The 22,183-nt window shown below is 32.6% G+C and carries 20 protein-coding genes and 2 pseudogenes; 2 read left to right on the top strand and 20 right to left on the bottom strand.

The genetic code is table 11. From position 1 onward, the window contains the following. Window positions 1-7: 7 nt before the first annotated feature. Window positions 8-1,357, bottom strand: a complete 1,350-nt coding sequence (locus tag IPP61_11940; protein ID MBL0325873.1) for a cytochrome ubiquinol oxidase subunit I — start codon at window positions 1,355-1,357, stop codon at window positions 8-10. 350 nt (window positions 1,358-1,707) lie between these two features. On the opposite strand from IPP61_11940, the gene IPP61_11935 reads away from it, so the two are divergent. Then, a complete protein-coding gene (locus tag IPP61_11935) occupies window positions 1,708-1,875 on the top strand; it encodes a hypothetical protein (GenBank protein ID MBL0325872.1) in 168 nt (55 codons plus the stop codon). A 116-nt stretch (window positions 1,876-1,991) separates the two neighbouring features. Here IPP61_11935 and IPP61_11930 read toward each other — a convergent pair. The 15 genes and pseudogenes from IPP61_11930 to IPP61_11860 form a co-directional block, all read right to left on the bottom strand. After that, a pseudogene (locus IPP61_11930) lies at window positions 1,992-2,294 on the bottom strand (tetratricopeptide repeat protein). Beyond that, window positions 2,276-3,583, bottom strand: a complete 1,308-nt coding sequence (locus tag IPP61_11925; GenBank protein MBL0325871.1) for a tetratricopeptide repeat protein — start codon at window positions 3,581-3,583, stop codon at window positions 2,276-2,278. The pseudogene IPP61_11930 and the gene IPP61_11925 overlap by 19 nt, the downstream one beginning before the upstream one ends. Before the next feature lie 779 nt (window positions 3,584-4,362). Next, a complete protein-coding gene (locus IPP61_11920; GenBank protein ID MBL0325870.1) occupies window positions 4,363-5,772 on the bottom strand; it encodes a hypothetical protein in 1,410 nt (469 codons plus the stop codon). Between the two features lie 56 nt (window positions 5,773-5,828). Then, window positions 5,829-5,993: a hypothetical protein gene (locus IPP61_11915; GenBank protein MBL0325869.1), complete on the bottom strand. Its 165-nt coding sequence runs from the start codon at window positions 5,991-5,993 to the stop codon at window positions 5,829-5,831. Between the two features lie 102 nt (window positions 5,994-6,095). Continuing rightward, on the bottom strand, window positions 6,096-6,602 hold the full coding sequence (locus tag IPP61_11910) for a TerB family tellurite resistance protein (protein MBL0325868.1): 507 nt from the start codon (window positions 6,600-6,602) through the stop codon (window positions 6,096-6,098). Between the two features lie 9 nt (window positions 6,603-6,611). Beyond that, entirely contained in the window at window positions 6,612-8,429 is a 1,818-nt protein-coding gene (locus IPP61_11905; GenBank protein ID MBL0325867.1) for an AAA family ATPase, read from the bottom strand. A 22-nt stretch (window positions 8,430-8,451) separates the two neighbouring features. Further along, window positions 8,452-10,981, bottom strand: a pseudogene (locus tag IPP61_11900) (Hsp70 family protein). Next, window positions 10,971-11,303 (bottom strand): hypothetical protein, encoded by a 333-nt coding sequence (locus IPP61_11895; GenBank protein ID MBL0325866.1) that lies wholly within the window; start codon window positions 11,301-11,303, stop codon window positions 10,971-10,973. The pseudogene IPP61_11900 and the gene IPP61_11895 overlap by 11 nt, the downstream one beginning before the upstream one ends. Window positions 11,304-11,305: 2 nt before the next feature. Further along, the gene (locus tag IPP61_11890; protein ID MBL0325865.1) at window positions 11,306-11,875 is read right to left on the bottom strand and encodes a hypothetical protein; all 570 of its coding nucleotides are present in this window, start codon (window positions 11,873-11,875) and stop codon (window positions 11,306-11,308) included. Then, window positions 11,875-12,357, bottom strand: coding sequence for a hypothetical protein (locus tag IPP61_11885; GenBank protein ID MBL0325864.1), 483 nt, complete (start codon window positions 12,355-12,357; stop codon window positions 11,875-11,877). The genes IPP61_11890 and IPP61_11885 overlap by 1 nt, the downstream gene beginning before the upstream one ends. Before the next feature lie 266 nt (window positions 12,358-12,623). After that, window positions 12,624-13,373 carry a hypothetical protein gene (locus IPP61_11880; protein MBL0325863.1) on the bottom strand — a complete coding sequence of 250 codons (750 nt, stop codon included), beginning with the start codon at window positions 13,371-13,373 and terminating at the stop codon, window positions 12,624-12,626. An 818-nt stretch (window positions 13,374-14,191) separates the two neighbouring features. After that, window positions 14,192-14,887 carry a hypothetical protein gene (locus IPP61_11875; protein MBL0325862.1) on the bottom strand — a complete coding sequence of 232 codons (696 nt, stop codon included), beginning with the start codon at window positions 14,885-14,887 and terminating at the stop codon, window positions 14,192-14,194. An 18-nt stretch (window positions 14,888-14,905) separates the two neighbouring features. Continuing rightward, window positions 14,906-15,226 carry a hypothetical protein gene (locus IPP61_11870; protein ID MBL0325861.1) on the bottom strand — a complete coding sequence of 107 codons (321 nt, stop codon included), beginning with the start codon at window positions 15,224-15,226 and terminating at the stop codon, window positions 14,906-14,908. Next, a complete protein-coding gene (locus IPP61_11865) occupies window positions 15,195-15,911 on the bottom strand; it encodes a hypothetical protein (protein MBL0325860.1) in 717 nt (238 codons plus the stop codon). The genes IPP61_11870 and IPP61_11865 overlap by 32 nt, the downstream gene beginning before the upstream one ends. 1,358 nt (window positions 15,912-17,269) lie before the next feature. Then, complete coding sequence (locus tag IPP61_11860; protein ID MBL0325859.1) at window positions 17,270-18,160, bottom strand: NAD(P)-dependent oxidoreductase; 891 nt, start codon at window positions 18,158-18,160, stop codon at window positions 17,270-17,272. 222 nt (window positions 18,161-18,382) lie between these two features. Between IPP61_11860 and IPP61_11855 the strand changes: the two genes are divergently transcribed. Then, window positions 18,383-18,640 carry a hypothetical protein gene (locus IPP61_11855; protein MBL0325858.1) on the top strand — a complete coding sequence of 86 codons (258 nt, stop codon included), beginning with the start codon at window positions 18,383-18,385 and terminating at the stop codon, window positions 18,638-18,640. 315 nt (window positions 18,641-18,955) lie between these two features. Here IPP61_11855 and IPP61_11850 read toward each other — a convergent pair whose 3' ends face one another. From IPP61_11850 to IPP61_11835, 4 genes are all read right to left on the bottom strand, one after another. Continuing rightward, window positions 18,956-19,369, bottom strand: coding sequence for an NADAR family protein (locus IPP61_11850; GenBank protein ID MBL0325857.1), 414 nt, complete (start codon window positions 19,367-19,369; stop codon window positions 18,956-18,958). 218 nt (window positions 19,370-19,587) lie between these two features. Beyond that, window positions 19,588-20,652: a hypothetical protein gene (locus IPP61_11845; protein ID MBL0325856.1), complete on the bottom strand. Its 1,065-nt coding sequence runs from the start codon at window positions 20,650-20,652 to the stop codon at window positions 19,588-19,590. 210 nt (window positions 20,653-20,862) lie between these two features. Further along, the gene (locus tag IPP61_11840; GenBank protein ID MBL0325855.1) at window positions 20,863-21,126 is read right to left on the bottom strand and encodes a hypothetical protein; all 264 of its coding nucleotides are present in this window, start codon (window positions 21,124-21,126) and stop codon (window positions 20,863-20,865) included. Between the two features lie 122 nt (window positions 21,127-21,248). Further along, window positions 21,249-22,115: a hypothetical protein gene (locus tag IPP61_11835; protein ID MBL0325854.1), complete on the bottom strand. Its 867-nt coding sequence runs from the start codon at window positions 22,113-22,115 to the stop codon at window positions 21,249-21,251. Window positions 22,116-22,183 lie beyond the last annotated feature (68 nt).

Raw genomic sequence — 22,183 nt, 5'->3', positions numbered from 1 at the left:
TATTAATTTAAATAGTTTCTAATTGATTTTGGTGCTCATGGTCATAAGGACCGTGTTTGATTTTCTTATTTAATGAATATAAAAACAAGAGAAATAATAGCGAATACACCGCTAAAAACAAAATCAATGAAAACACAATTTGATTGGCCGAAACTTCTTGTGAAAAACCTTCACTTGTTCTCAAATGCCCATAAACTATCCAGGGTTGACGTCCCATTTCAGCAGCAAACCAACCCGCTTGATTGGCAATTTGAGGCAAAAAAACCGAGAAAGAAAAAATCCACATAATCCATTTGGTTTCAAACAATTTTCCTTTCCACCAAAGAAAACAAGCGTAAAAAGATATTGCAATTAAAAACATTCCAATTGAAATCATGATGTGATAAAATTGAAAAACTGCATTTACCTGACTGGGTTGGTCTTCTTTAGGGAATGCATTTAATCCTGTAATAGGTGCTTTAAAATCTTGATGAACCAAAAAAGACAATCCTCCGGGGACACCTAAGCCCTTTACTTCTTGTTTTTTCTTATCCACCCAACCAAAAAGATACAAATCTGCTGGTGCCGATTTTTTATAATGTCCTTCCATAGCAGCCAATTTTGCCGGTTGGTTAACTGCAACGCCATCTGCTGAACTATGACCCGAAATCAATTGTGTAAACGAAACTACTGTGGCAACCACTAAAGCAATTTTAAATGCTTTCTTGGATAATTCTATATATTTTCCTTTTCTGATATAATAAGCATGAACGCTCATAACCATGAAAGCTCCTGCTAAAAATGCCCCTTGCCACACATGAATAATTCGATCCACACTGGACGGATTAAAAACCATTGCCCAAAAATCGGTAACTTCAGCTCGGGCATTCAAACCTTCTCCAACTATATGATAACCAGCCGGAGTTTGTTGCCAACTATTGGCCACCACAATCCAAACCGCAGAAAACATAGAACCAAAGAAAACACCAATTGTAGATATAAAATGTACTTTATGTGAAACTCTGTTCCAACCAAAGATTAAGATTCCTAGAAATGTACTTTCTAATCCAAAAGCAAACAATCCCTCTGCCGCCAATGCACTTCCAAAAATATCCCCAACATAACGCGAATAAACTGCCCAATTGGTACCAAATTCAAATTCCATGATAATTCCGGTAGCAACTCCAATTCCGAAAGTAATAGCAAAAATTTTCAACCAAAATCGGGTTAAAATTTCGTATTCATTTTTGCCGGTTTTTAAATACAATCCTTCAAAAATTACCATAATCAATCCGATACCAATACTTAAGGGAGGATAGATATAATGAAATGCAATGGTGAAAGCAAACTGAATTCGAGCTAATATTTCGACGTTCATAACAATATTTTTTAAAAAAAATAAAACTATTTAAAATAAAGGACTTTAATGGTAATGCTTGTTACACAAACGAAGTATTAACTTTTGATATTAAACCAAAAAGATGCCCCGAAATTATCAAGGCATCTTTTATATGAAATTGTAAAAACGACTTTCGGATTATATCAGGCATTTTTTTTATAATTACAAAAGCTTCCTTACCAACAAAAAAATAGGTTTCAATTTTGGAAATTAATTTTAAAAATAATCGAATCAGGAGCATGCTTTTGGAATAAATAAATATTGTGAATGTTGTAGCTATATATTTCCATGGTTATTTTAGGCAAGTAAAACTTGATGGTTAGGGAATTATGCTGGATCCGGATTATATCTGGAATTATCGTATTGAGGAATACAAAACGTCAAAACTCCGCAGGAAACTCCATCAGAAACTCACAAAGCAACAGACAAAAAGCTCAGATATGAGAAAAAGGAGAAAAACTACGGAGACGCCGAGTCCGAAGTCAATGTGGCCTTGATCAGCTCAAGGCCGGGCAACGTTTGCTAGCTGCCTGCCATGCTTCATTCTAAAGGCCACGATTTCGCATTATGTTGTCCTGAACAGCTTGCCCCGTTTTGCGGGGAAGTCATTTTGTTAGCGATAGTGCTTTTTGTCAGACGGTAGTTTTAATTTTATTTCGGCCATTTGTTGATTTGTATAAATTAATAGCGATTGTATTCCAACTTTAAGTGCTATTTCGTTTGATGCTTTAAACAACCTCAATGATTCCTTTAAATTCCCTTTCAATTTATAAATCCTGCCCATATCCGAAAAAGTTTGTGCTTCTCCTGATTTGTTCCCTTGCTTATCTATTTCAAGTGTAAGTGAGTAATAATAAATTGCATTTTCATACTCACCTGCTTTTTCATAGAGTAGTCCTAAGTTACAAAGTGCGTCTGATTCACATAGTTTTTTTCTCTAAATTCTTGCTTTCGAGAAATGAGTAATGATTTTTTTAAATTGATTAGGGCTTTTATTTTATTGGGTTTATAAATATACGAGTAGCCTAAGTTTGTAAAAGTTGCAGCTTTACCATAATGAAAGTTTTCTACCTCGCTAAAAAGGATACTTGCTTTTTCAAAGTTTACTATTGCCTTGTCGTATTCTTTTAGATCGTGATAAATAAGCCCCATATTTGAATACGAAGCACCTTCTCCTCTTTTATTACTGTCTTCATTTGCGTCTAATGCTTTTTGGTGATATTTCAAAGCAAGAGTATAATTTGTTATTCTGTAGAATAATTGACCAATAATTGTAAACTTTAAATAGTGAGAATGAAATCCTTTAATCCATTTTTCAACGTGCCTTTTCCACCTGTCATTGAAATCTGTTGTAGTAACATAGTCACTATCCAAATTATCCCAAAGCCATTTAACAAACGAGTCTGTGTTTACTTTAATTCTTAATCCTTTATAGTTTTTGAATGGATTATTGTCTTTCTTTAAACAGATGTCTTCAATAATTACACTATCTTTTGTGTCAATAAGTTTATTATGCTCAATTAGATAGATACTCACTCGTGGATTAAAAATTTTTTCAATTTTTGGAACGATGTCAAAAATGTCAGAGCAACTGTAGCCAAATATCAAAATCCGTTTATCAGAATCTTGTGTTGCAAAAATTCTGTCTATTACTTTTTCTCGTTCCTTGGTAAGGCTCTTTTTGGTAATTGTTGATAATGTTGTACGAATTGATTCAATGTTATCAATGCTTCCGTGTACTTTGATAAGTTTACAATTTGTAGATATATTGTCAACTGTCGAAAAAGATTGTTCATCTCTAAAAACAAGTAGATCCTCTTTATTATATACAAAGGCTTTTTCAATCAGCAAATCAAAATTTGTAGTGTAAATTTCATCTATTAATTTATGACGATGACATTTTAAAATTAATAAATGATTAGTTGAAGGTTTGCCGTCTTTAAAAATATCAAGAACCTGGTGTTCATTAGTATTCTCTAAAAAAGTTTCAAAAAACATTTCAAATGGCATTGCCAATGTCCAGTCAGAATGAATTAATTTGTCTTTATCTTCAAAGTCAATTTCAAGATGGTTTAGTATTTCATCAAGTATGGGGATAGCAGCAGGCAGTCCAGAGTTAATTGATATTCCTGCACCACAAAAAATTACAAGTTTACCGTCTTTTTTTGAAAGGTCATTTATTGTATCGTCAATATCAAAATGCATTGTTATAGTTGGGTCTCATTTGGTATTACCGCTAACACACAGGGTATCTAACCGATTAGGAAATAGAATTCCTTCTGCTCAGCCTTAGTACAAATGTATATTAAAGTTCCTAATATTCAATTGCTTCCGCCAGCCCCCACTTGACACAAAGACATGTTGGGAGCTGCCGCTTTGTTGTCCGAAAATGTGTCCACAGAAAAACCCTTGTTAGTGCTATAATTTCATTGATATAGTCAATGATTTGTTGTTCAAGTGCCTTTATTTTAGAGCCTTTTATTATGTAAACCAGTCCACCACCAAGCATTGCCGAAATAAAACCTAAGATAAAAACACCCTAAGTTACGCCAATTCCAGCGTGAATTGCCATGATTATGGCATTTTGAAAATTTGGACTGCCTTTAATTTCTATATCGTCTGAACCAAGACAAGCTATTTTTGCAAGAACAGTGTCCTTCTTAACAATTAATGAGTTGTCTTTTTCAATAATTTTGACATTTGTACAATACTTTTAAGAAAAAGCCTAATTTTATCTATGGTGATTTTTTTAGTATTTGAAATCTTGATGTGTTTAAACAGTTTGAAATTTTAAAGAAAACTATTTTTTATTCCGAGGTGAAAAACCTAAAATCAATGACCAAATAGTGTCAAGGGCATACATCCAACCAAAGAAAATTAACATTGTTAAGAATGAATTACCAACAAGTTTTTTGATAAAACCGTAGACTAAGAAAAACGAAAGTATTACAATGAAAATGTAGCCTATCCACCAAATTACTGTTTTATTTTTCATGTTTTTTAATAGGATTGATTTTTTGCATATCTGGTACTTCTAAATTACGAAACATATTTTCATACATTTTATCTATCTCTGTCTGAATTTTCCAAGTTGAAGAATATTCAAATCCAACAAATTTTTCTTCCCCCCAAAAAGGCTTAACGTTACTTATTCCTATCACAGATGCAGAAAGTGTGTATTGACCATTTCTCACCTTGAAAGTTGCATTTTCTTTTGATTTAATTTTTAGCCTTTTTTTATCAACGCCACTAAGGACTATATAAATGGTATAGTCAGTGTTGTTTTTCATAGAAATACTACTAAATTCTTTATCTCTTTCCTTTGAATCAAAAATTTCCATTGGTAACCAGTTTGAAAGTGGTGATTGCTTTTTAGCTTTCTGAATTTCCATTTCCACGATTTGGTCTTCTGCTTTATTATAATAAAATCCATTTGGATATTTCTTTTGAAAATCACTGTACCCTTTGTAAGTATGTATTTTTAATGCCTTCCTCCAATCACTTTTTTCTATTATTTCCAAGCGTACTTTTGCACTGTCGGCAAATTGAGAATTAGCGTGTGTTATAAGATAATCGCTAAGATATTTATGAGAGTTAGCATTTTTAGCAATTTTCCAATTTTTAATATTTTCTATTTCAGCCATTGCTATTTTTGAAAAAGTGCTATTTGGGTACTTGCTGATAAAATTAGAAAACTCTGCAATAGAATTTTGTTTTTTTGTAGAAATCCACATCTTATTTTCTTCAATTTGTAAAAGGCTGCTTTTAGCATATTCCACGTTTGATGTTACTTTTGATGCACACAATTCAAGTAGTTTTGTCTCATATTTAATTAGATATGTAGCATAACTTGTACTATCATCACCAAGTTTGGCAATTCGCCAGTCTGAAATTTCTTGAAGGCAAGAAATCTTCTTTCTTGAATATTCAATATTTTTCACAATGCTTCCATCACAATTATAGAGAGGGTTTTCGTATTTTTTGCAAAATTCATTATAGTGAGATATGTCGTCAGCCCTACTTGTAAGTTTCCAGTCGCTTATATGAGTCAAACAGTATTTGTTGTTTTTAGCTTGGTTTGTTTGATTAGGACATTCGACATTCCAATTTTCAATTGAGCATTCCAAATTCAAGTTTTCATATTTTTCTAAAAATTGACTATATCCTACAATTGTGTTAGTTTTTGAGGCATTTTCCCAATCGATATTTCTTCGTAAACATTGTTGCTTAGTAGTAACAATTAGTGAATATTTTGAATCAGGATATTTTTCCAAATAATTTGTAAAGTCGTTTATGTTCGGGCTATTTTCTATTTGTTTATATGCCTTTTTTGCAGATTGGGCGATTGAAATATAACTTGTCAATAGAAATAAGATAAAAGATAGATTTTTCATGTTTAGTCGAATTTGATTATATGAGTAATTTGAATTGTAAACTAGTAGAGTTTTTCTTACGGATGCCACCAACGGTTTGGGGTTTGACGCAGTAGGAGATTAGAAGCACAAATGTTCGTTAAACCACAAAAGCTAAATAGAAGTACAAATGTCGAATTTACCACTTCTGCCCCCATGTTCAAACCCCTGTTATGCCTTAGTGCCTTTATTTGTCTGTTCATTTCATCTATGTTTGTCGTGTCGTGGTGTGTAGCTCTTTTGCATTTTTTTAGAGTTGGTTTTGTGCCTTGGCAAAAATGCAAATGTGCTACCAAAAGCATTGGCTATTCGGTTATATCTAAATTAATATGTTCAAATGTTGGCAGTTCTGCCAAATCTAAATATTGATTGGTTATTTTGTCTAAAAATGATTCAGTTATGATATCTTCTTCTAAAAATTGCTCAATGTCAGGATAGATTGCCAAAACTTTTTCATCACTTATTTTTAATCTGTGTCGAATGTTTTTGAAAAATTTAATTTCAGAATATTTTATTTGTTCGTCTGCTTTAATTGTCTGTATTGCAAAGTCAATTAGTGTTAATTCTTCCTTTTCTGTCAATGAGTTTGCTTTTAGCAAATCAAAATAGTAAGTAATAAATTCTTTCCCATTCGTGTTAATTTTTGTAACAAGTCTATTGATCTCTTCTTGAAAATTAAAATCATCAAACAATGAAGATTTTTCACACATTGATTTTATCAATGTGATTTCTCGATTATCAATATTTCCGTCAGATGCCATACAGCAAAAAGCCGTTTTTAATAACAGTTTGTCAAATGTTATATGTTCCATTTTTTTAATTTATTTTCTGTTTGTATTAAAACCAATTGGTCTTCTTTCGTTTTTATCTTCGGTATTTTCAAAGTTCATTTTTGCTCTTACTCTTTCGTATTTTTCTAATTCCTGTATTGGTACAGATGGTTTAGTTATTTTGATAGTGTTTTCTAAAATTGTCATACCGATTCTTGACTTCTCCTTTAATGCCAAACGAGATGCTTCATTTACAAGAAATTCAATATCTGCTGAAACATAGTTATTAGTTAAAGTTGCAAGGTTGTCGTAATCAATTCCGAAGTCCAAAGGTCTATTTTTTAAATACATTTCAAACATTCCTTTTCTTGCTTCAAAGTCGGGTGGTGGCAAGTAAAATTTCTTATCTAAACGCCCTGCTCTTAACATTGCTGGGTCTATCATATCAGGATAATTGGTAGCACCAATTATAAATATTCCTTTTTCTCCGGTTCTATCCATTTGTGCCAACATTTCATTTACTGCACTCTTCGACATTTCATGTGCATCGCTATCACGATTTGGCAAAAGCTCATTTATTTCATCTATGAAAATTATTGTAGGTGCATTTTTTTCTGCTTCTTCAAACATCTTTGCAATGTTTTCTTGTGTTGCATTTACGAACCTACTTTTAAGTGTGGAAGGTGTTGCCAACATAAAATTAAAGCCTACTTCTTCGGCAAAATGTTTTGCAAAAAATGTTTTGCCACAACCTGGTGGACCATACAAAAGCATACCGTTTGGAATTGTTACACCATATTTTTCATATTCTTCGGGATTATACAATGCATCAATTACATCTAATTTCAATTGTGCTTTCAGTTCGTTCATTCCTGCAATTGCATCAAACCCTTTACCGTTTGCTTTGTGACTTTGAATTTTCGTTAACGGTTTATCGTCAGATTTTACTTTTTGGATAGTGTCCACATCTTCAACTTTTATTTCCCCATTGATTGCCTGTAAAAATTCATTAGCAGATTGAAAGCGATTTTCAGGGTCGTTTTGCAATGATTTTTTAATTATGTTTAAAAAAGATTCTTCAAAGTCCACAATATCATTTGAAACTTTTAAAAATGAAAGTTTCTTTTGGCGTTCTTCTAATATAATATCTTCGGTTTTTGTTCTGTCTGCTTTAAATTTTGAAATGTCTTTAAACCAAGGTGACATCCCGAAAAGCAAATTATACATTACAGCACCTACAGAATACAAATCAGATTGAGGAGAATAAAAATTATTAAAACATTCAGAAGCTACATAATTCAAGTTTAAACCATCTTTTGAAAAGGATTTTGAAGATTGATGAAATGACCTTGCAAAACCAAAATCAATAATTTTTGCTTGTGGAATGTCTCCTGACAAATCCAACATTATATTTTGTGGCGTAATTTCATTGTGAACTATTGGATCTGGTAAACTATGTAAATAATTTAATCCGTTCAAAATACCTGTAACAATTTGCTTTAAATCGTAAAGTGATGAAATTGGTTCCCTTGTAATATGTTCTGCTAATGTTTCGCCTGCAATAAAGTTCAAAACTAAAAAGCCATACTTTTTAGTTTCAAAAATTAATTCGCCACTGTCTTTGTATGTAACAATGTTTGGATTATCAATTGATTTTAAAAATTCAATTTCTAATAAATTATGTTCGCTATCAAATGCAGAACGATGCAGTTTTGCATAATTGAATAGTTTAAGAAAGTACAGTTTTCCGTCTTTCCCTTTTACTCTGTATGTTTCGGCATTGCTCCCTTGCTTAATAAAAAGCATAACAGAATACTTCTCATTTACTGAAAAGTTCTTTGGTAATATGCCTTGTTTTATATTCTCCATTTAAAAGGTAAAAGTTTAAGGATTAACCTAATGTATCTTTTGGTTTTTCATTATCATGCATTAAGCCAATTATTTGAACCAAAATTGGTCTAATTGCTGTTGTATTGCCTGCTGTGGCTAATTGCAAACCTTGATTTACTAATTGTCTTGCTTTGTTTTTGTCTTTCCAATTGTAGGTATTGAAATCACCATCAATTTGTTTTAAAAAGTTTATGTCTATTGCATTACCTGTAACTGCATTACGAATTTCAAAATCTAATGACCCAATTTCACTTATTAAATGTTTCGCTTCTTTTATGTTCTTTTCTTTAATAATTTGCTCAATAGTTTTTTTGTATTCTTGAATATGTGCTTCCTCTTTATCCAAATTCATATTTTCATCATCGCCATTGGCTTTAATCTTTTTTATTAAATCTTCAAAATCATAAAAAGTTTCTTTCAACTCTTCCTCTACCTTAGGCCATTCGGCAGTTTTTTCTACACTATCCAATTTCAATAATTCTTTACGTAGTCCATCAAGAATTTTCATTTTTCCATCAGCACTTCCTTTTTCATTTTCTAATTGTTCTTCAAGAGCTTCTAATTTTTCTGAAACATCATCAGCACTTACTTTTTGAGCTGTTCGTTTAGCTTTTGCTATTTCTTTTGTCAAAAGTTCTTCTGTCGGCGGCTCTTTAGTTTAACATCTACTTCTAATTCTTCCGTGTGATTTAATAAAGGGAAGTAAGCAATAAACTTCATTATTTGCGAACTATCAATTTTAATGGTGATTTCTACATCACTTCCTTCAGGTAATAAGGCAGGTAAACTTTCGCCTGTAATTATTACCTCGGTAATGAAATTATTTAGAACTGGATTTGTACCCTCTGCGTTAAAATCTCCTTGATAAATTGGAATGCGAATAATATCTTTTATCATACCCGGTCTTATGGCACTTCTTGTTTTTAAGCCATTTAATTACCCCATTCCATTTGTACTGGTTTATTTTTTCTCAAACCTGGAACTGATTTAAATAAATCTTTTTTTTCCGTATGAAAATATTTGCCAATTCCAATATGATATGGTAAAACTTGCATTCCATCAAGTCCACTAATTCCTTGTAAAATACTAAATTGATTTGGTTGACAGTCTAATTTATTACCTGCTTCGTCATATACATTTATTTCAAACGAATTAGAACGACCTTCAACTAAAAGCACATCTAAAATGGTTGCTTTTTCTCCAATTAGTTTTTTGCCACTCGACCAAGCTCCATCAAAACGAACTACATCGGCATAAATTTTATCAGGAAAAGTACCTGTTGTTTTTTCTTTCAAGACTTTTAAATTTACCATTTCGTCCAACTCTACCGAAGTGGCTTCATATTTTAAGTCCAATTGAAGTTTGGTTTTATCTCTTGTTGTTTCTTTTACTTCGTCTGATACTGAAATTGTAGAAGCAAATAAAGCCGCACCTTTAGCAACTACTGTCATTGGGTCAACAGAAGTATCAACTTTATCAGTGATTTGCTCTTTAAGCATTCTTCGTAAAATTGGCGAATAAGTTGGACCGCCAACAAGAATTAATGCACCAAGGTCAGCACCTTTTAAATTGTTTCGTTTCAATAATTCTTTTGAAATATCAATTGCTTTTTGGAAAATAGGGGCAACCACATTTTCCATATCTTTTTGAGTTACTTCTACATCAATTTCTGGTTCATCTCCATTTTCATCTTCAAATGGCAAATCTCCTAATTGTGATAAAATATGGTGAGTGTCTTTGAATGATAATTGAATCTTTGCCTCTTCTGCATAAAATTTAACAGCATTTCTTAATAATTCTTTTTTCTGAATCTTCTAAAACGCTTTAATTGCAAAATTTTCTGCAAGATTTGGAATAATAATTTGGTCAACAATTGCTTCGTCTAAATTTTTACCTCCAAGCCAATTATCGCCATCAGTATCTTTTACAGCTAGAATGCCTTCTTCTGCTTTAATCAAAGCGGCATCAAAAGTTCCTCCACCAAAATCGAACACCAACCAAAAGCCGTCTTTACTTTTTGAACCAAGACCATAAGCAGTGGCGGCAGCCACTGGTTCTTGTAATAGTTCAATATGTTTAAAACCTGCAAGTTTTGCTGCTTGCATTGTGGCTTCGTTTTGAGGATTCAGAAACTTTGCAGGAACAGTAATTACTATTGAGGAAATATTTTCATCCTGCACAAATGATTTTAGTTTTTTCAAAATTTCAGAAGACAATTCTTCTGATGAAAAACTTTTATTCATATTGGAACATTCATAAGAATGTGTAGTACGGATTGTTCTTTTAAACTCTGTGAATGTGTTAGTTTTCCTTTTTCAAAAGTTTTTAATGGCCCTTGCATTATCATTTTTCAATACATTGAAAGCAGTGTCTCCGACTAGAATATCCTGCCTTCTATTAAAGTGTATGCAAGAAGGAATTGTATCTTTTAATGTGTCTGACTTTTTAATGGTTGGTACACCATTTTCCATTCTTGCAATTGCCGAATTGGTAGTTCCTAAATCAATGCCGTAATCTATTTTATTTCTCATTTGTGAATATTTTTTTTTTATTAGCCTTTGATACTTCAATTTGGGCTGTTTGAATCATTTTGTCGTTGTAATTTACTTGTGGAATTAAGACTTTGGAAATTATTTCAGAATCTTTTTCAAGGTTTTCTTCTGGAATTGAACTGGCAACAATTACTTTCATTCCCTGATGAAATTGTTTGCCTAATAGTTCGGGCATTTCATATCCATTGGCAGAAAGATTGTCTTTTAGTTTGCCTACTGATGCTTGTAATTGTTTTAAGCCTTTGGTTTTTACATCCATCAAATTTATATTTCTTTCAATAAGATTGATTTCACTTGCCACTTTCAATGCCAAAGAGTGGTCAGGTTCTGCGGTTGGCGTTGCTTGTAAAGTTGTTTTTGTTGTTCAATTAAATGTAATTGAGCGTCCATCAAATCGGTTTGTTTTCCAAATTCTTTTACCAAACTTTCTTCAATTGAAGATTTTGTTTTGCTTAATTGGTCAATAAAATCGGTTTTGTCGGTTTGTTGTCTTTTACGCAAAAACCAATACAAAAGCCCTGAAAGTAAAATTGCTGAAAGCACCCCGATAATTCCGTAAAGTGATATTTTACCAAGTGATTCATCAACGGCAGAAATTTTTTGATTTGTTTTTTTTTCAGTTGATGAAATTTTCAAACCTAAATTTTTACTGTTTTCTTCTGTTTGGATTCGCAAACTGTCAAGTGAAAGTTTGTTAATTTCAATTTCGGTTGAAAGTGCATTTACTTTTTTTGTAAGGATTCTATTTTCCGATTGCAAAGATTTTACCTTGTCGTGCAGAGGTTTCATTTCTTTTTCAAAGTCAATGTTTTTGTTTTGGGCAGTTGCCAAAAAAGTTGATAATATGAGTATTGGTAATATTGCTTTCTTCATTATTTTATGAATTTTATTATTTGATTTAATCCTTTACGAATTAAAGAATTTACTGCTGCTTTATTTTTTAATTTCTCAACCAATTTTGGTGAATAGAAATAATATTTTTTGATAAACCATTTGCCAAATTGCGATTTACTTAATACATCATCTCTAAATTGTCTTAAAATCATAACTTGTGGGTGGTCATAATTCCCGTAAGCCATTGTAGCAATATAACATCCACCACCACTTCCACTTGAACCATTACTTGAACCTGTATTAAAATTTGCAAGTTGAGTTTTTAGACTTGATAATGAGTTTCGATTTGCTGTATATCTACTTCTAAAATCTTGTCGTAAGTCCATATTACCAATCGTAGTAGTAACATCAAAAGCTTCATTTACTTTTTGTTTTAGTAAAATCAAGGCTGTAAATTTTGTTGAATTATCATATAAATTGCTGAATACTTCTTGCAGCTTATTGATTTCAGAAACACACATTCCTTGTGCATCTGATGCAATTCGTGAACTTATTCCTAAATAAATTTCTTCATTGCTACCTAAAATATTTTTTACATTATTTAAATAGGGTCTTGCACTTGCTAATAATTGTTTCGCATTTTCAATGGTTTCACTTTTATTTTCAAATTCATCAATTAATCTTTTTAAAGCCTCAAAATCAACAATTATTTTAGCTTGACTTTCTCTTTCTGGTCTATCAGCAACATATCTTTCAACAACTGGAATGCTTTCATATATTCTTTCTTTTACGACACTTCCAAGAGCAATACTTTTCGCTTTTTATTTAAGTCTAATGCAATTTCACCTACTTCTGTGCCTGTATCGTGAAAATGGTTAAATAATGATATTCCACATTGCAAAATTTCATTTGCAATTTTATCTGAAATTGAAATTACTTTAATATCGGATTTGCCAAGGATTGAAATTATAGAGGTTAATAATGGCTTAGTGTTTTTAATTAATTCATTTCCATAATCTCCTGCTTTTGCTGGATTAGCTTTTTGTTTTTTTCTTGTTTCTTCAATTTGTTTTTCAATTTGTTCAATAGGTTTTTGAAAAAATCCTTTTAAAAAATCTTCTTTTGCAGAAAATGTTTGTTTTGATAGTATTTCAAGAAATTTATTTGAAGTTACTCCACCACTTTTTTCTATTTCCGTTTGAATTAGATTTAGAAAAATAAGTTGTAATTCCTTCTTTGTAGTTTTATAAGTTTCATCAGTTGCTAATGCTTTGAAGTCTTTAATAAAATCACTTTCAAGAAATTTCAACTTTAATGAAATACCTTTTTCTAAAACATCTTCATTTGTATTTTGGCTTAAATAAAGTGTTCCCAAATTACTATGGGCAGAGGCATTTCGTTGGGTTACATCTTCTGTTGTAGTGAGTTTCGACCAAATATTTATAGCTTGGTCTATATCAGCATCTTTCAAAGCATCAAATGCAGGTTCATCGGTGATTGGTTTGCCATTATAAAACCAAAACAAAGAAGCGTTCATTTTGTCGCTATCAAGGTTTAGTTTAGAAGCCGATTCTGATACGTTGTCAACTGTTCTAACAATTTTCCCAAGTGCAGGAAAACTAAAATCATCTTCTGGCTCTTGTTCTGCGTCAATAAATTGGTTCAGTCGCTTTATTTGGCGTACTTGTTCTTTTGCTGTTGCTCCAACAAGAAGACCAACTGTACGATAGGGTTGCTTTTTATTAATTGCATCTATTTCAGTTTGTATAATTATTATCTATGGGGCTTGGGTGAGTTGGGGTAAAATTAAATTTGGTGCAAAAGCGTTAGCTTTGAGCGTTGGCTTGCACCTCTTTTAATTTTATGATTCGTTGGTTTTGTGTCATCTGTTTTGTCTGTCTGTTCATTGTCGGTTCGTAGTCTCTTGGCATTAGGCATAACGTACAAGTATTTATGAAGAAGGGGGAATTTGGAACTCGTCCGCCCGTAACTGGTGCTGGGTTTTGTTCCAAAGTTGAGTTACTTCCAACTGCTTCATAGTATTCCGTCCGATAGTGAAAATGTTTATTAATGTACTGATGTTCAATTACTTCCGTCCGCCCCCTTTTTTATAAATACTATGTTGGTGGCTTGCCGATTGTTTCTTCGTCCTCCATCCATGGCAATATGTTTTATCTATACTATCTCGGCTTATCGTTTGTTAGAAGGATATCAAAGGCGGGGTCTAGCCGCCAGCCATTATTCATTCTAAATTCTACAATGTCGCATTATAGCTTGCCCAACAAAGCTATAGTTGTTATCTACTGCTTATTTATTTGAACAAAGAAGATTTTTAATATCGCTCTCAAATTAGATTTATTTCGGTTTTATTTTTTTTGACCAATCAGTCCATGTTATTCCAAACTTTGTAGCTAAAATGCTATTTAAATCGGGATATGGACTTGAATTCATAATTTCTAGATATAAATCTTTATTTAATTCATATCCAAGATTTATCGAAGCATCCAACCAATAATATCCATGTTCATTGTTATGTGAAACAATTACTGTAATTCCTTTAATTTTAAAAAGGTTTTGATAATATTGAATATTTTGGTTAATGTACTCATCAGTAAAACTACTAAAACTTATAGTTTCAATTTTCTTTTTCAAATTAATTAATTTACTTAATGCATTTTGCTTATTTACCTCAGTGCTAAGAACATCATTCGCATTATCAATTAAAACTTTACGCTCCTCTTTTGGTAGTTGAGAAAGATAATTACCAATACTTTTCATCTCTTTATCTAATTTTACCGCATTATTTTGCATTTCTTGCTCCTTCGTTTTTTCTTCATCAGCCTTATTGTTTATTGGTTGTGTTGAGTTTTCGTTTCCTAATTGATTTATTAATTGTTTAAATCGTATAAAGTTAGATGGATTTTCATTCACGTATTCAATGCCAACCATCCCTTCTCTCTCATATGCTTCTTCGAGCCACCCTAAATTTTTTTCCCTGCCACCATAAATCTCTTGTGTTACATTTCTGTTAATAATTGTCAAAATAATCATTTTTTTACACCCCATCTATCATATTTTGCATGATTCCAGTCCATTATCTTCATTTCTTTTTAGTAGATGTATTGGAATTACTTTTTTTGTTGTGAACTGGTATGATTCATCTCCTCTCGAACTTGATAAATAACTGTTTTCAGTTATGATAGTCAAGTTATTAGATACTAGAGTAATTTCTTTAATAAGTATTGAAGCAAAAGAACCATCATTAAATCTAATATTTTGGTTTAAATTAATTTTCAAATCTTCAATTATTGAATTTTTTACTTGTTCTTGTGATATTGATGAGTTTGAAGTTATTGTTTTAGGCTCTTGATTTATCTTTTGACTTGTCATAATTTGAACACCAATAAGTTGGTTTGTAAGTGCAAGAATTGCATGAAATTGCTGTTTTGTCATCGCATCCTTCATAAGTTTTTGAAGCGTCAGTTTCATCAGCCCCTAAAAAACGAAGATACCCTAAAGAAATATACTGTCCATTGGCATTAGTTGAACTAAACCACATAAGTCCATCGTCAGTCGAGTTTGCTTTAAGTTCCGTTCTATATTGAGAGCCGTTCATCCGAACATACTCATCATGCTCTTTTTGAAATCCTTTAACTGTATAACCAAAAGCAACTTTTGTGTTATAATTATTTCTAAACTGAATATATCTTGAATATCCATATTTGCCAGGTTCTGTCCCCATTGGTCTTGTTCTAAACTGAATACCTTTAAAACATTTAGTTACTCGCCATTCTCCCCAGTCTTTTTCATCTTGGGCGGATACCAAATTGGAAATGAAAGTAAAAATCAGAAGTAGGGTAAAAATCTGTCGTTTCATTTTTTTATGATTTTTGATTTTGTTATCAAGGTTGGATTGTCGAGTTCGTGTTATTTTTCGGTAGCCACCAACAAGCATATTCCCGAAACTCATTTTATCAGTTTCGGTGATATCTATTATGTTTTTATTATCTGAATTTGATAAAATATTTAAAATGTGTACTTTAAGATAATTGTTGTATTTCGTAAATTTTTCCATGCAGTGATTGGTCTTTCGTTAATCTTATTTTTCTGAATCAAATATAATTATCTGTTTTTATATTTCAAATTATATTAATATATTTTTAATCAGTGAGTAAGGCTCATCATCAGGCCAAAGCCTTGGGTGCAGATTTGTGTTTAAAGTCCGGTTGTTTTTAGCTGCTAAGGCCCAATAAGTTTGTAGGTATCGGAGCCAAGGTATCGTTTTAAAGAGTTGGTTATGGAGCTATATTTGGCAAATGAACAGTGAATTTTTATTGATTTTATGGTTCTGCATTGCCTCCAAAGCGTATGTTGTGATGCTGCACAATTCCAAAATGCCGGCTCCAAAACCGCCTGCCCTACCCTATCTGGAGGGGATGTTTTTACAATTAATTTTATCTTATGTCAAAGAGAAAAAGCTTCATGACAAAGTGAAAAGCTGCAAGACAAAGTGTAAAAGCTGCATGACAAAGTGTAAAAGCTGCAAGACAAAGTGAAAAAGCTTCAAGACAAAGTGTAAAAGCTTCATGACAAAGTAAAAAAGCTGCAAGACAAAGTGTAAAAGCTTTATGACAAAGTAAAAAAGCTGCATGACAAAGTGTAAAAGCTGCAAGACAATGTATAAAAGCTCAACCAAGGAAACCGTACCTGAGTGCTACTTACCAAAACCATCCAAATGCTACATTTTTATCAGAGGTCAATTGGTATTTTCTAGAGCCAATTAGCCAAAATATTGACCAAGTGAGATATATTCCCGGTTTACTATGCCGTTCCAATTGATCATAGGTGAGGCTTTTCTTAAGCATTAAAAACGGCAGTAACGAAACCTGAAACTTGAATTAGCTAAACTATTGATTATTAGACATAAATAACAGAAAGTTTTACCAATTTAACACATAATTAGTTGAAGACTTGTGCTAAATTACCCTTAGTATAGGGGTAAAGTGCTAAATTAACATCGAATTCGAAGAATTTAACATCAAATTCGACGAATTTAACATTGAATTTCACGAATTTAACATCGAATTTCACGAATTTAACATTGAATTCGACGAATTTAACATTGAATTTCACGAATTTAACATTGAATTTCACGAATTTAACATCGAATTCGACGAATTTGATTTCGATTTCGACGAATTTAACATTGAATTTCATGAATTTGACGTCACAGGAGGGTAATTTGATGTCAATTTCGACGAATTTGACTTCATTGGAGGGGGCTGTGACTTCAATATCGCCGAATTTAACGTCGAGGGAGGGGGCTGTGAGCAAAAACGCTGCTCAAATCTGCAAGAGATTTAGGCGATGCAATACCCTGTTGGAGAGTTTTAACAAAATTTATAATGATCCCATTAACTTGGCCCATGAAACTTACACACTTACATATTTCCTCCAGTTGTGCTGCTCTTTGAAGCCCAGCATTTCCCGGATCTTGCGGTTGGAGAAAAGGGCCTCGTATTCATCCAGCTCTCTGCTAAGCGGTACATTGGGGAAAAACCTTTCGAGCAATTCCTTGTTGGTCAGGATGGCACCGTTATGGTCGTTGCCGGCATTGAAAACCTGATAACCCAGACCGTCATTTTTCAGACAAAGGTCCACGATCTGCCCCAGGTCACGGGCATCGATATAACAAAACGCATTGCGGCGGCGTACTTCCGGGTGTTTGAAAAAATGCGGAAACAGCTCCTGATATTCGTGCGGCTCAATCACATTGCCAATACGCAGGGCATAAATATCATAACCCGAGCGAAGCTGAAAGCTCCTGGCGGTTTTTTCGTTGACTACTTTTGACAAGCCATAGCTGTCCATGGGGTCCACGTCATAGTCTTCTTCGAGCGGTAATACTTTGGGGTCGGTGAGGCCATCTGCAAAACAGATACCGTAGGTAGTCTCCGACGAAGCGATGATGATCTTCCGGATGCCCAGCTTCACCGCAGCCTCAATCACATTGTAAGTACCCATGGTATTGACTCTGAAAGTCTCGTTGTCGGGCTTGATGAGGATCCGAGGAACTGCCGCAAAATGTACCACGGCATCAAACTTAGGTATGCCCTTGCCGCCCTCCAACTCATGCAGGCCTGTGTAGGAACTCATCGCATTAAACATCTGCCCGGAGTCGGTGATGTCGGCAATCTGATTATCTACCCCCGGGTGATGCAATGGCGTAAGATCCACATTGAGCACCTGATGCCCCTGCTCCAACAAATAAGGCACCACATGCCTCCCCGCCTTTCCTGATCCTCCGGTAAATAGTATTCGCATTGAAAATGGTTTTGTTTGTAAAAGTAAAAAAACAAGGCTGGAAAACAAAAAAGGCGGGGCAAGCCTGAGACTTTCTTATAATTTTTATTTCAGCACAAAAGCCGGATATTAAAAGCTGGTATTATTACATTTAGTTTTAGAAACTTCATTGACCGGAACGCTTAAATACTTCAAAAAAAGTATTCAAGTAAATGCAAAAGCGTTTTTTGTAAGCCAACAAACATGCGTTACAAAGCAAAAGATGTTTTTTGTAAGCCAACAAACATGCGTTACAAAGCAAAAGATGTTTTTTATAAGCCAACAAACATCCATTACAAAGCAACAGATGTTTTTTGTAAGCCAACAAACATGCGTTACAAAGCAAGAGATGTTTTTTGTAAGCCAACAAACATGCATTACAAAGCAAGAGATGTTTTTTATAAGCCAACAAACATGCGTTACAAAGCAAAAACATTTCAAATAAGATTTGACATATACTGAATCAAGTAAAACATATATCCAATAAGATTCAGTGAATGTTGAATCAAGTAAATTATATGTTGAATTAGATTTGACATATACCGAATCAAGTAAAACATATATCAAATTAGATTCAGTGAATGTTGAATCAAGTAAATTATATGTTGAATTAGATTTGACGAATGTCTAATCAAGTAAATTATATTTTGAATTAGATTCAGCGAATGTTGAATCAAGTATAACTCTTTTAAAACAAAAAAACCGGGGCAAGCCCGGTTTATTGAAAAATTTTTACGTGCAGCACAAAAGCCAGGTTCTGTGGGGCACGGTTAATATTTAAGCTAACTCAAAATCTACCTCGAGTTGTTCGAAATCGGCAAATTTATCAGAATCACATACCACCTCAATGGGTCTGTTGTATAAAAGAAAAGCTGATACATTTAGAGGTTCAACACAATAGATTTTGTGACTAGAGTGAATATATTTTTGACGTAATTCCATCAATAATCGTCCTAAGGCATTGACACCTTCCAATTTTCCATTTACAGGACTAGCTCCCCAAATTTTATCTTCCTTAGAATATTCTACAATTGCCTTGTCCTCGGTCTCACGAAGTACTTTACTAAAGTTATCCCAGTTTTGAGCCAATTTTACCTCCAAAACCCACCGCATTACTTTCATTTTTATTGCTTCCCAATCGGGGCGGGTGTATTTATCTTTATACTTATTACTTACTTTTTTTGCTAGCATAGCATTTTCTTGAGAGATAATCTCATGCTGAATATCAGGAAAAGCGGAAAACGCATGGCCTGATACAAATGCTCAGATGATGGGACAATTATATCATTGACAAACAAACCAAAACCAGATGCCATGTTTGACAATCCACCAAAGGCTTCAGTGGTTTTCTGAAGGAAATAACTTCTTTCGGCTCGTAAATTCTTTTTCCATTTTGTAAATTAGGTTGTTTAATTGATGCCTCTTTTATGAACTTTAAAAAGTGGTTTCCAATTGTGTGAAGGCACATCCCACCATAAAACGATGGGACATGTATTACTGATATTTCTCCAAGTGAAAAACATCGTTCCTGTACCAAATGTATGATAACTTGGGTAAGTTTTACCCAAAGGTCGATGATTTTTTTGCTTTGATTCTTCTCTTATTCTTGAAATAATTTCTATTCCCTTGTCCAAAAATATAGTTTCTAATCGAATTCTGTTCTCTTTAGATGAAAAAAAAGTTTCAATAGGAGGAGAATATATAGATCTGTAAGCTTTATTCTTATGATTAGTCGCATAACCAGTTAGAGTATTTAAATAATGCTCATGTTCCACATCTGATGTATTTGTTGGAATAAACAAATTCAATTTTTGGTTGAAATCACTTAAGTTGTTTTCTATTAAATAATAAAATGAGACTGGGAATCCTTTTTTATTAAGAAATAAATCTTGTTCAAATTTCATTTTTAAAATATACCTTGAATTGTTTAATCCCCAAGAGTGGGCTGCAAAGAAAAACGATGTAATTTTTAAATGGCCGTTTATCAACTTTACCTTCAACTCCTCATCTTTGAGTAACTCTTCAATATTACTTACAAAAGTCTTACCAGTAGCTAATATGTCGTCAATATAAATATAGTTTTTGACTCCCATTACACCGCATGATGCCAAACTTCTACCATAACTTTCCTCTAAGACCTCATTTAGTAGTTGCAATAATATGTCCTGACTTTTACCCTCTTTTTGAATCCGAATAAAATTTGATTCGTTTAAGAACTGTTCTACTGACTCATATTGTAATTTTTTTGCTAAAAAAGGCATTAAGTCAACCATGGATTTTTTAGCCTTTTCTCTGGAAACATAAATACCTTGACTGAATAAATGGCTTAATTCTGACAATATAAATTCCTGATCACTTCCATCAAATTGAGCCACCCAACCTAATACATGCTCCACTGTCATCGGTGTAGCGTTTTCAAGATCACAGTGATAATCTTGTGTTATTGAGACTATATTTTCAGCATATTTAATCATTTGAACATTATTTGCAAATTATTAGAACGATTCAAATCAGCTATTATAAAATTCTGAATTATATTATTTTTATAATTACCTAAAATAGTGACCACAGTTGTTTTTGCTAAGATTCTCAGTTCATAAAGGCTATAATTATTTTAAAACATACAAATATTTTAATTACAAATTTAAAACTTTATTCTTTCTCTCTGAAAACCTCCAACCACTCTACCCGCTAAATCGATCACTCCAAAATAAGTTTCCAGCCCTATTAAGCCCATGATAAGCCACCAATTCATCACTCAGGGCATCAGGTTGTACGGTTATCAATATATGTCCTTTTTTCTTATTGTATGACTCAACACTGTAGATACCTTTAAAGCACACCTCCCCCCAAGAATTTATTAATGCCAAAGATTCCCAACCACTAAAGCCTGTGTAATGAGCAAGTATAAAATCTTTATTGCCTTCAAGATATCCAACCTCATACACTTCTTCGTCGAGTAGTTTATTTAAAGATATTCTTTTTCGATGATGATCTCAAAGTCGTTTTCTTCTGATTTGCTATTTCTAAATTTCATTGTTGATTTTTAATTATAGTTGAAGAATGCATCTTAAAACATTACCCCCTCATACTCCTCTTCACTCATACCAAATCCCGGATCAATAACCAATACCTCGGCGTGAGTAAGTTCATGAAGTTTATATACCCGCAGGTCAATTTCATCTTCCCAGGCCTGTGTGTCTTCGCCGGCCTTTTTACCAGACAATATTTTATCTACTAAATCTATTAAAGGTTCTTGAAATTCTGGGGAGAGTTTGGGAATGCGAATTGATTCTAATGAGTCTTTTTTAATTTTCGGAAAAGTTACTTTGTTATCATAGAATAGTTTTTTCCAGTAAAATGCGGTAATTTTTGAATTTATTATAGCTAAAACATATTTGAGAGATACATTTTCAGTTGATAAAAATATATTATAAATTGTATTTAAAGTGTAAAGGTTGGGTTGACAAATAGAACCATACGGAAACTCACCTATTTGTCTTACAACAATTCTATCTATTTGATAAACAGTTGGATTTCCACCACTTTTTATACTTTCCTTTCTGAAATCAATAAAGTCACCACTTTCTGAAAGTTCGTACCTTTTTACATTTGCCCCATCAATTACAGGATAATGAGTTGCAGATAATTTATTTTTTGAAACATATGTATTTCTATCATGTGTTTGAATACCAAAATATGACCTTCCAATTTCTTTTAAAACCCATGAGTTATTTTCGATTTTTTCAATAATTTTTTCATCCTCCGTATTACTATCAAAATTAAATTTATATTCTGGCGAAGCAATATCTTTATTTTTGAAATATTTGAAACTTGTTCTTAAATCATTTTCAAAATTTAATGTTTTAATCTCAATTACTTTGATTTTAGAATCTTCTAACTTGTTCTTTGAAATTTGAAATATAACATTGTCCACTGAAGCATTTTCAAATACTTGTTGATAAAATAGTATAAATATTTCTGCGTTGGTTTTTTCAATAATAT

The sequence above is a fragment of the Cytophagaceae bacterium genome, assembly GCA_016722655.1.
GTDB lineage: Bacteria > Bacteroidota > Bacteroidia > Cytophagales > Spirosomataceae > Leadbetterella.
This window is presented reverse-complemented; position numbering and strand designations above follow the sequence as displayed.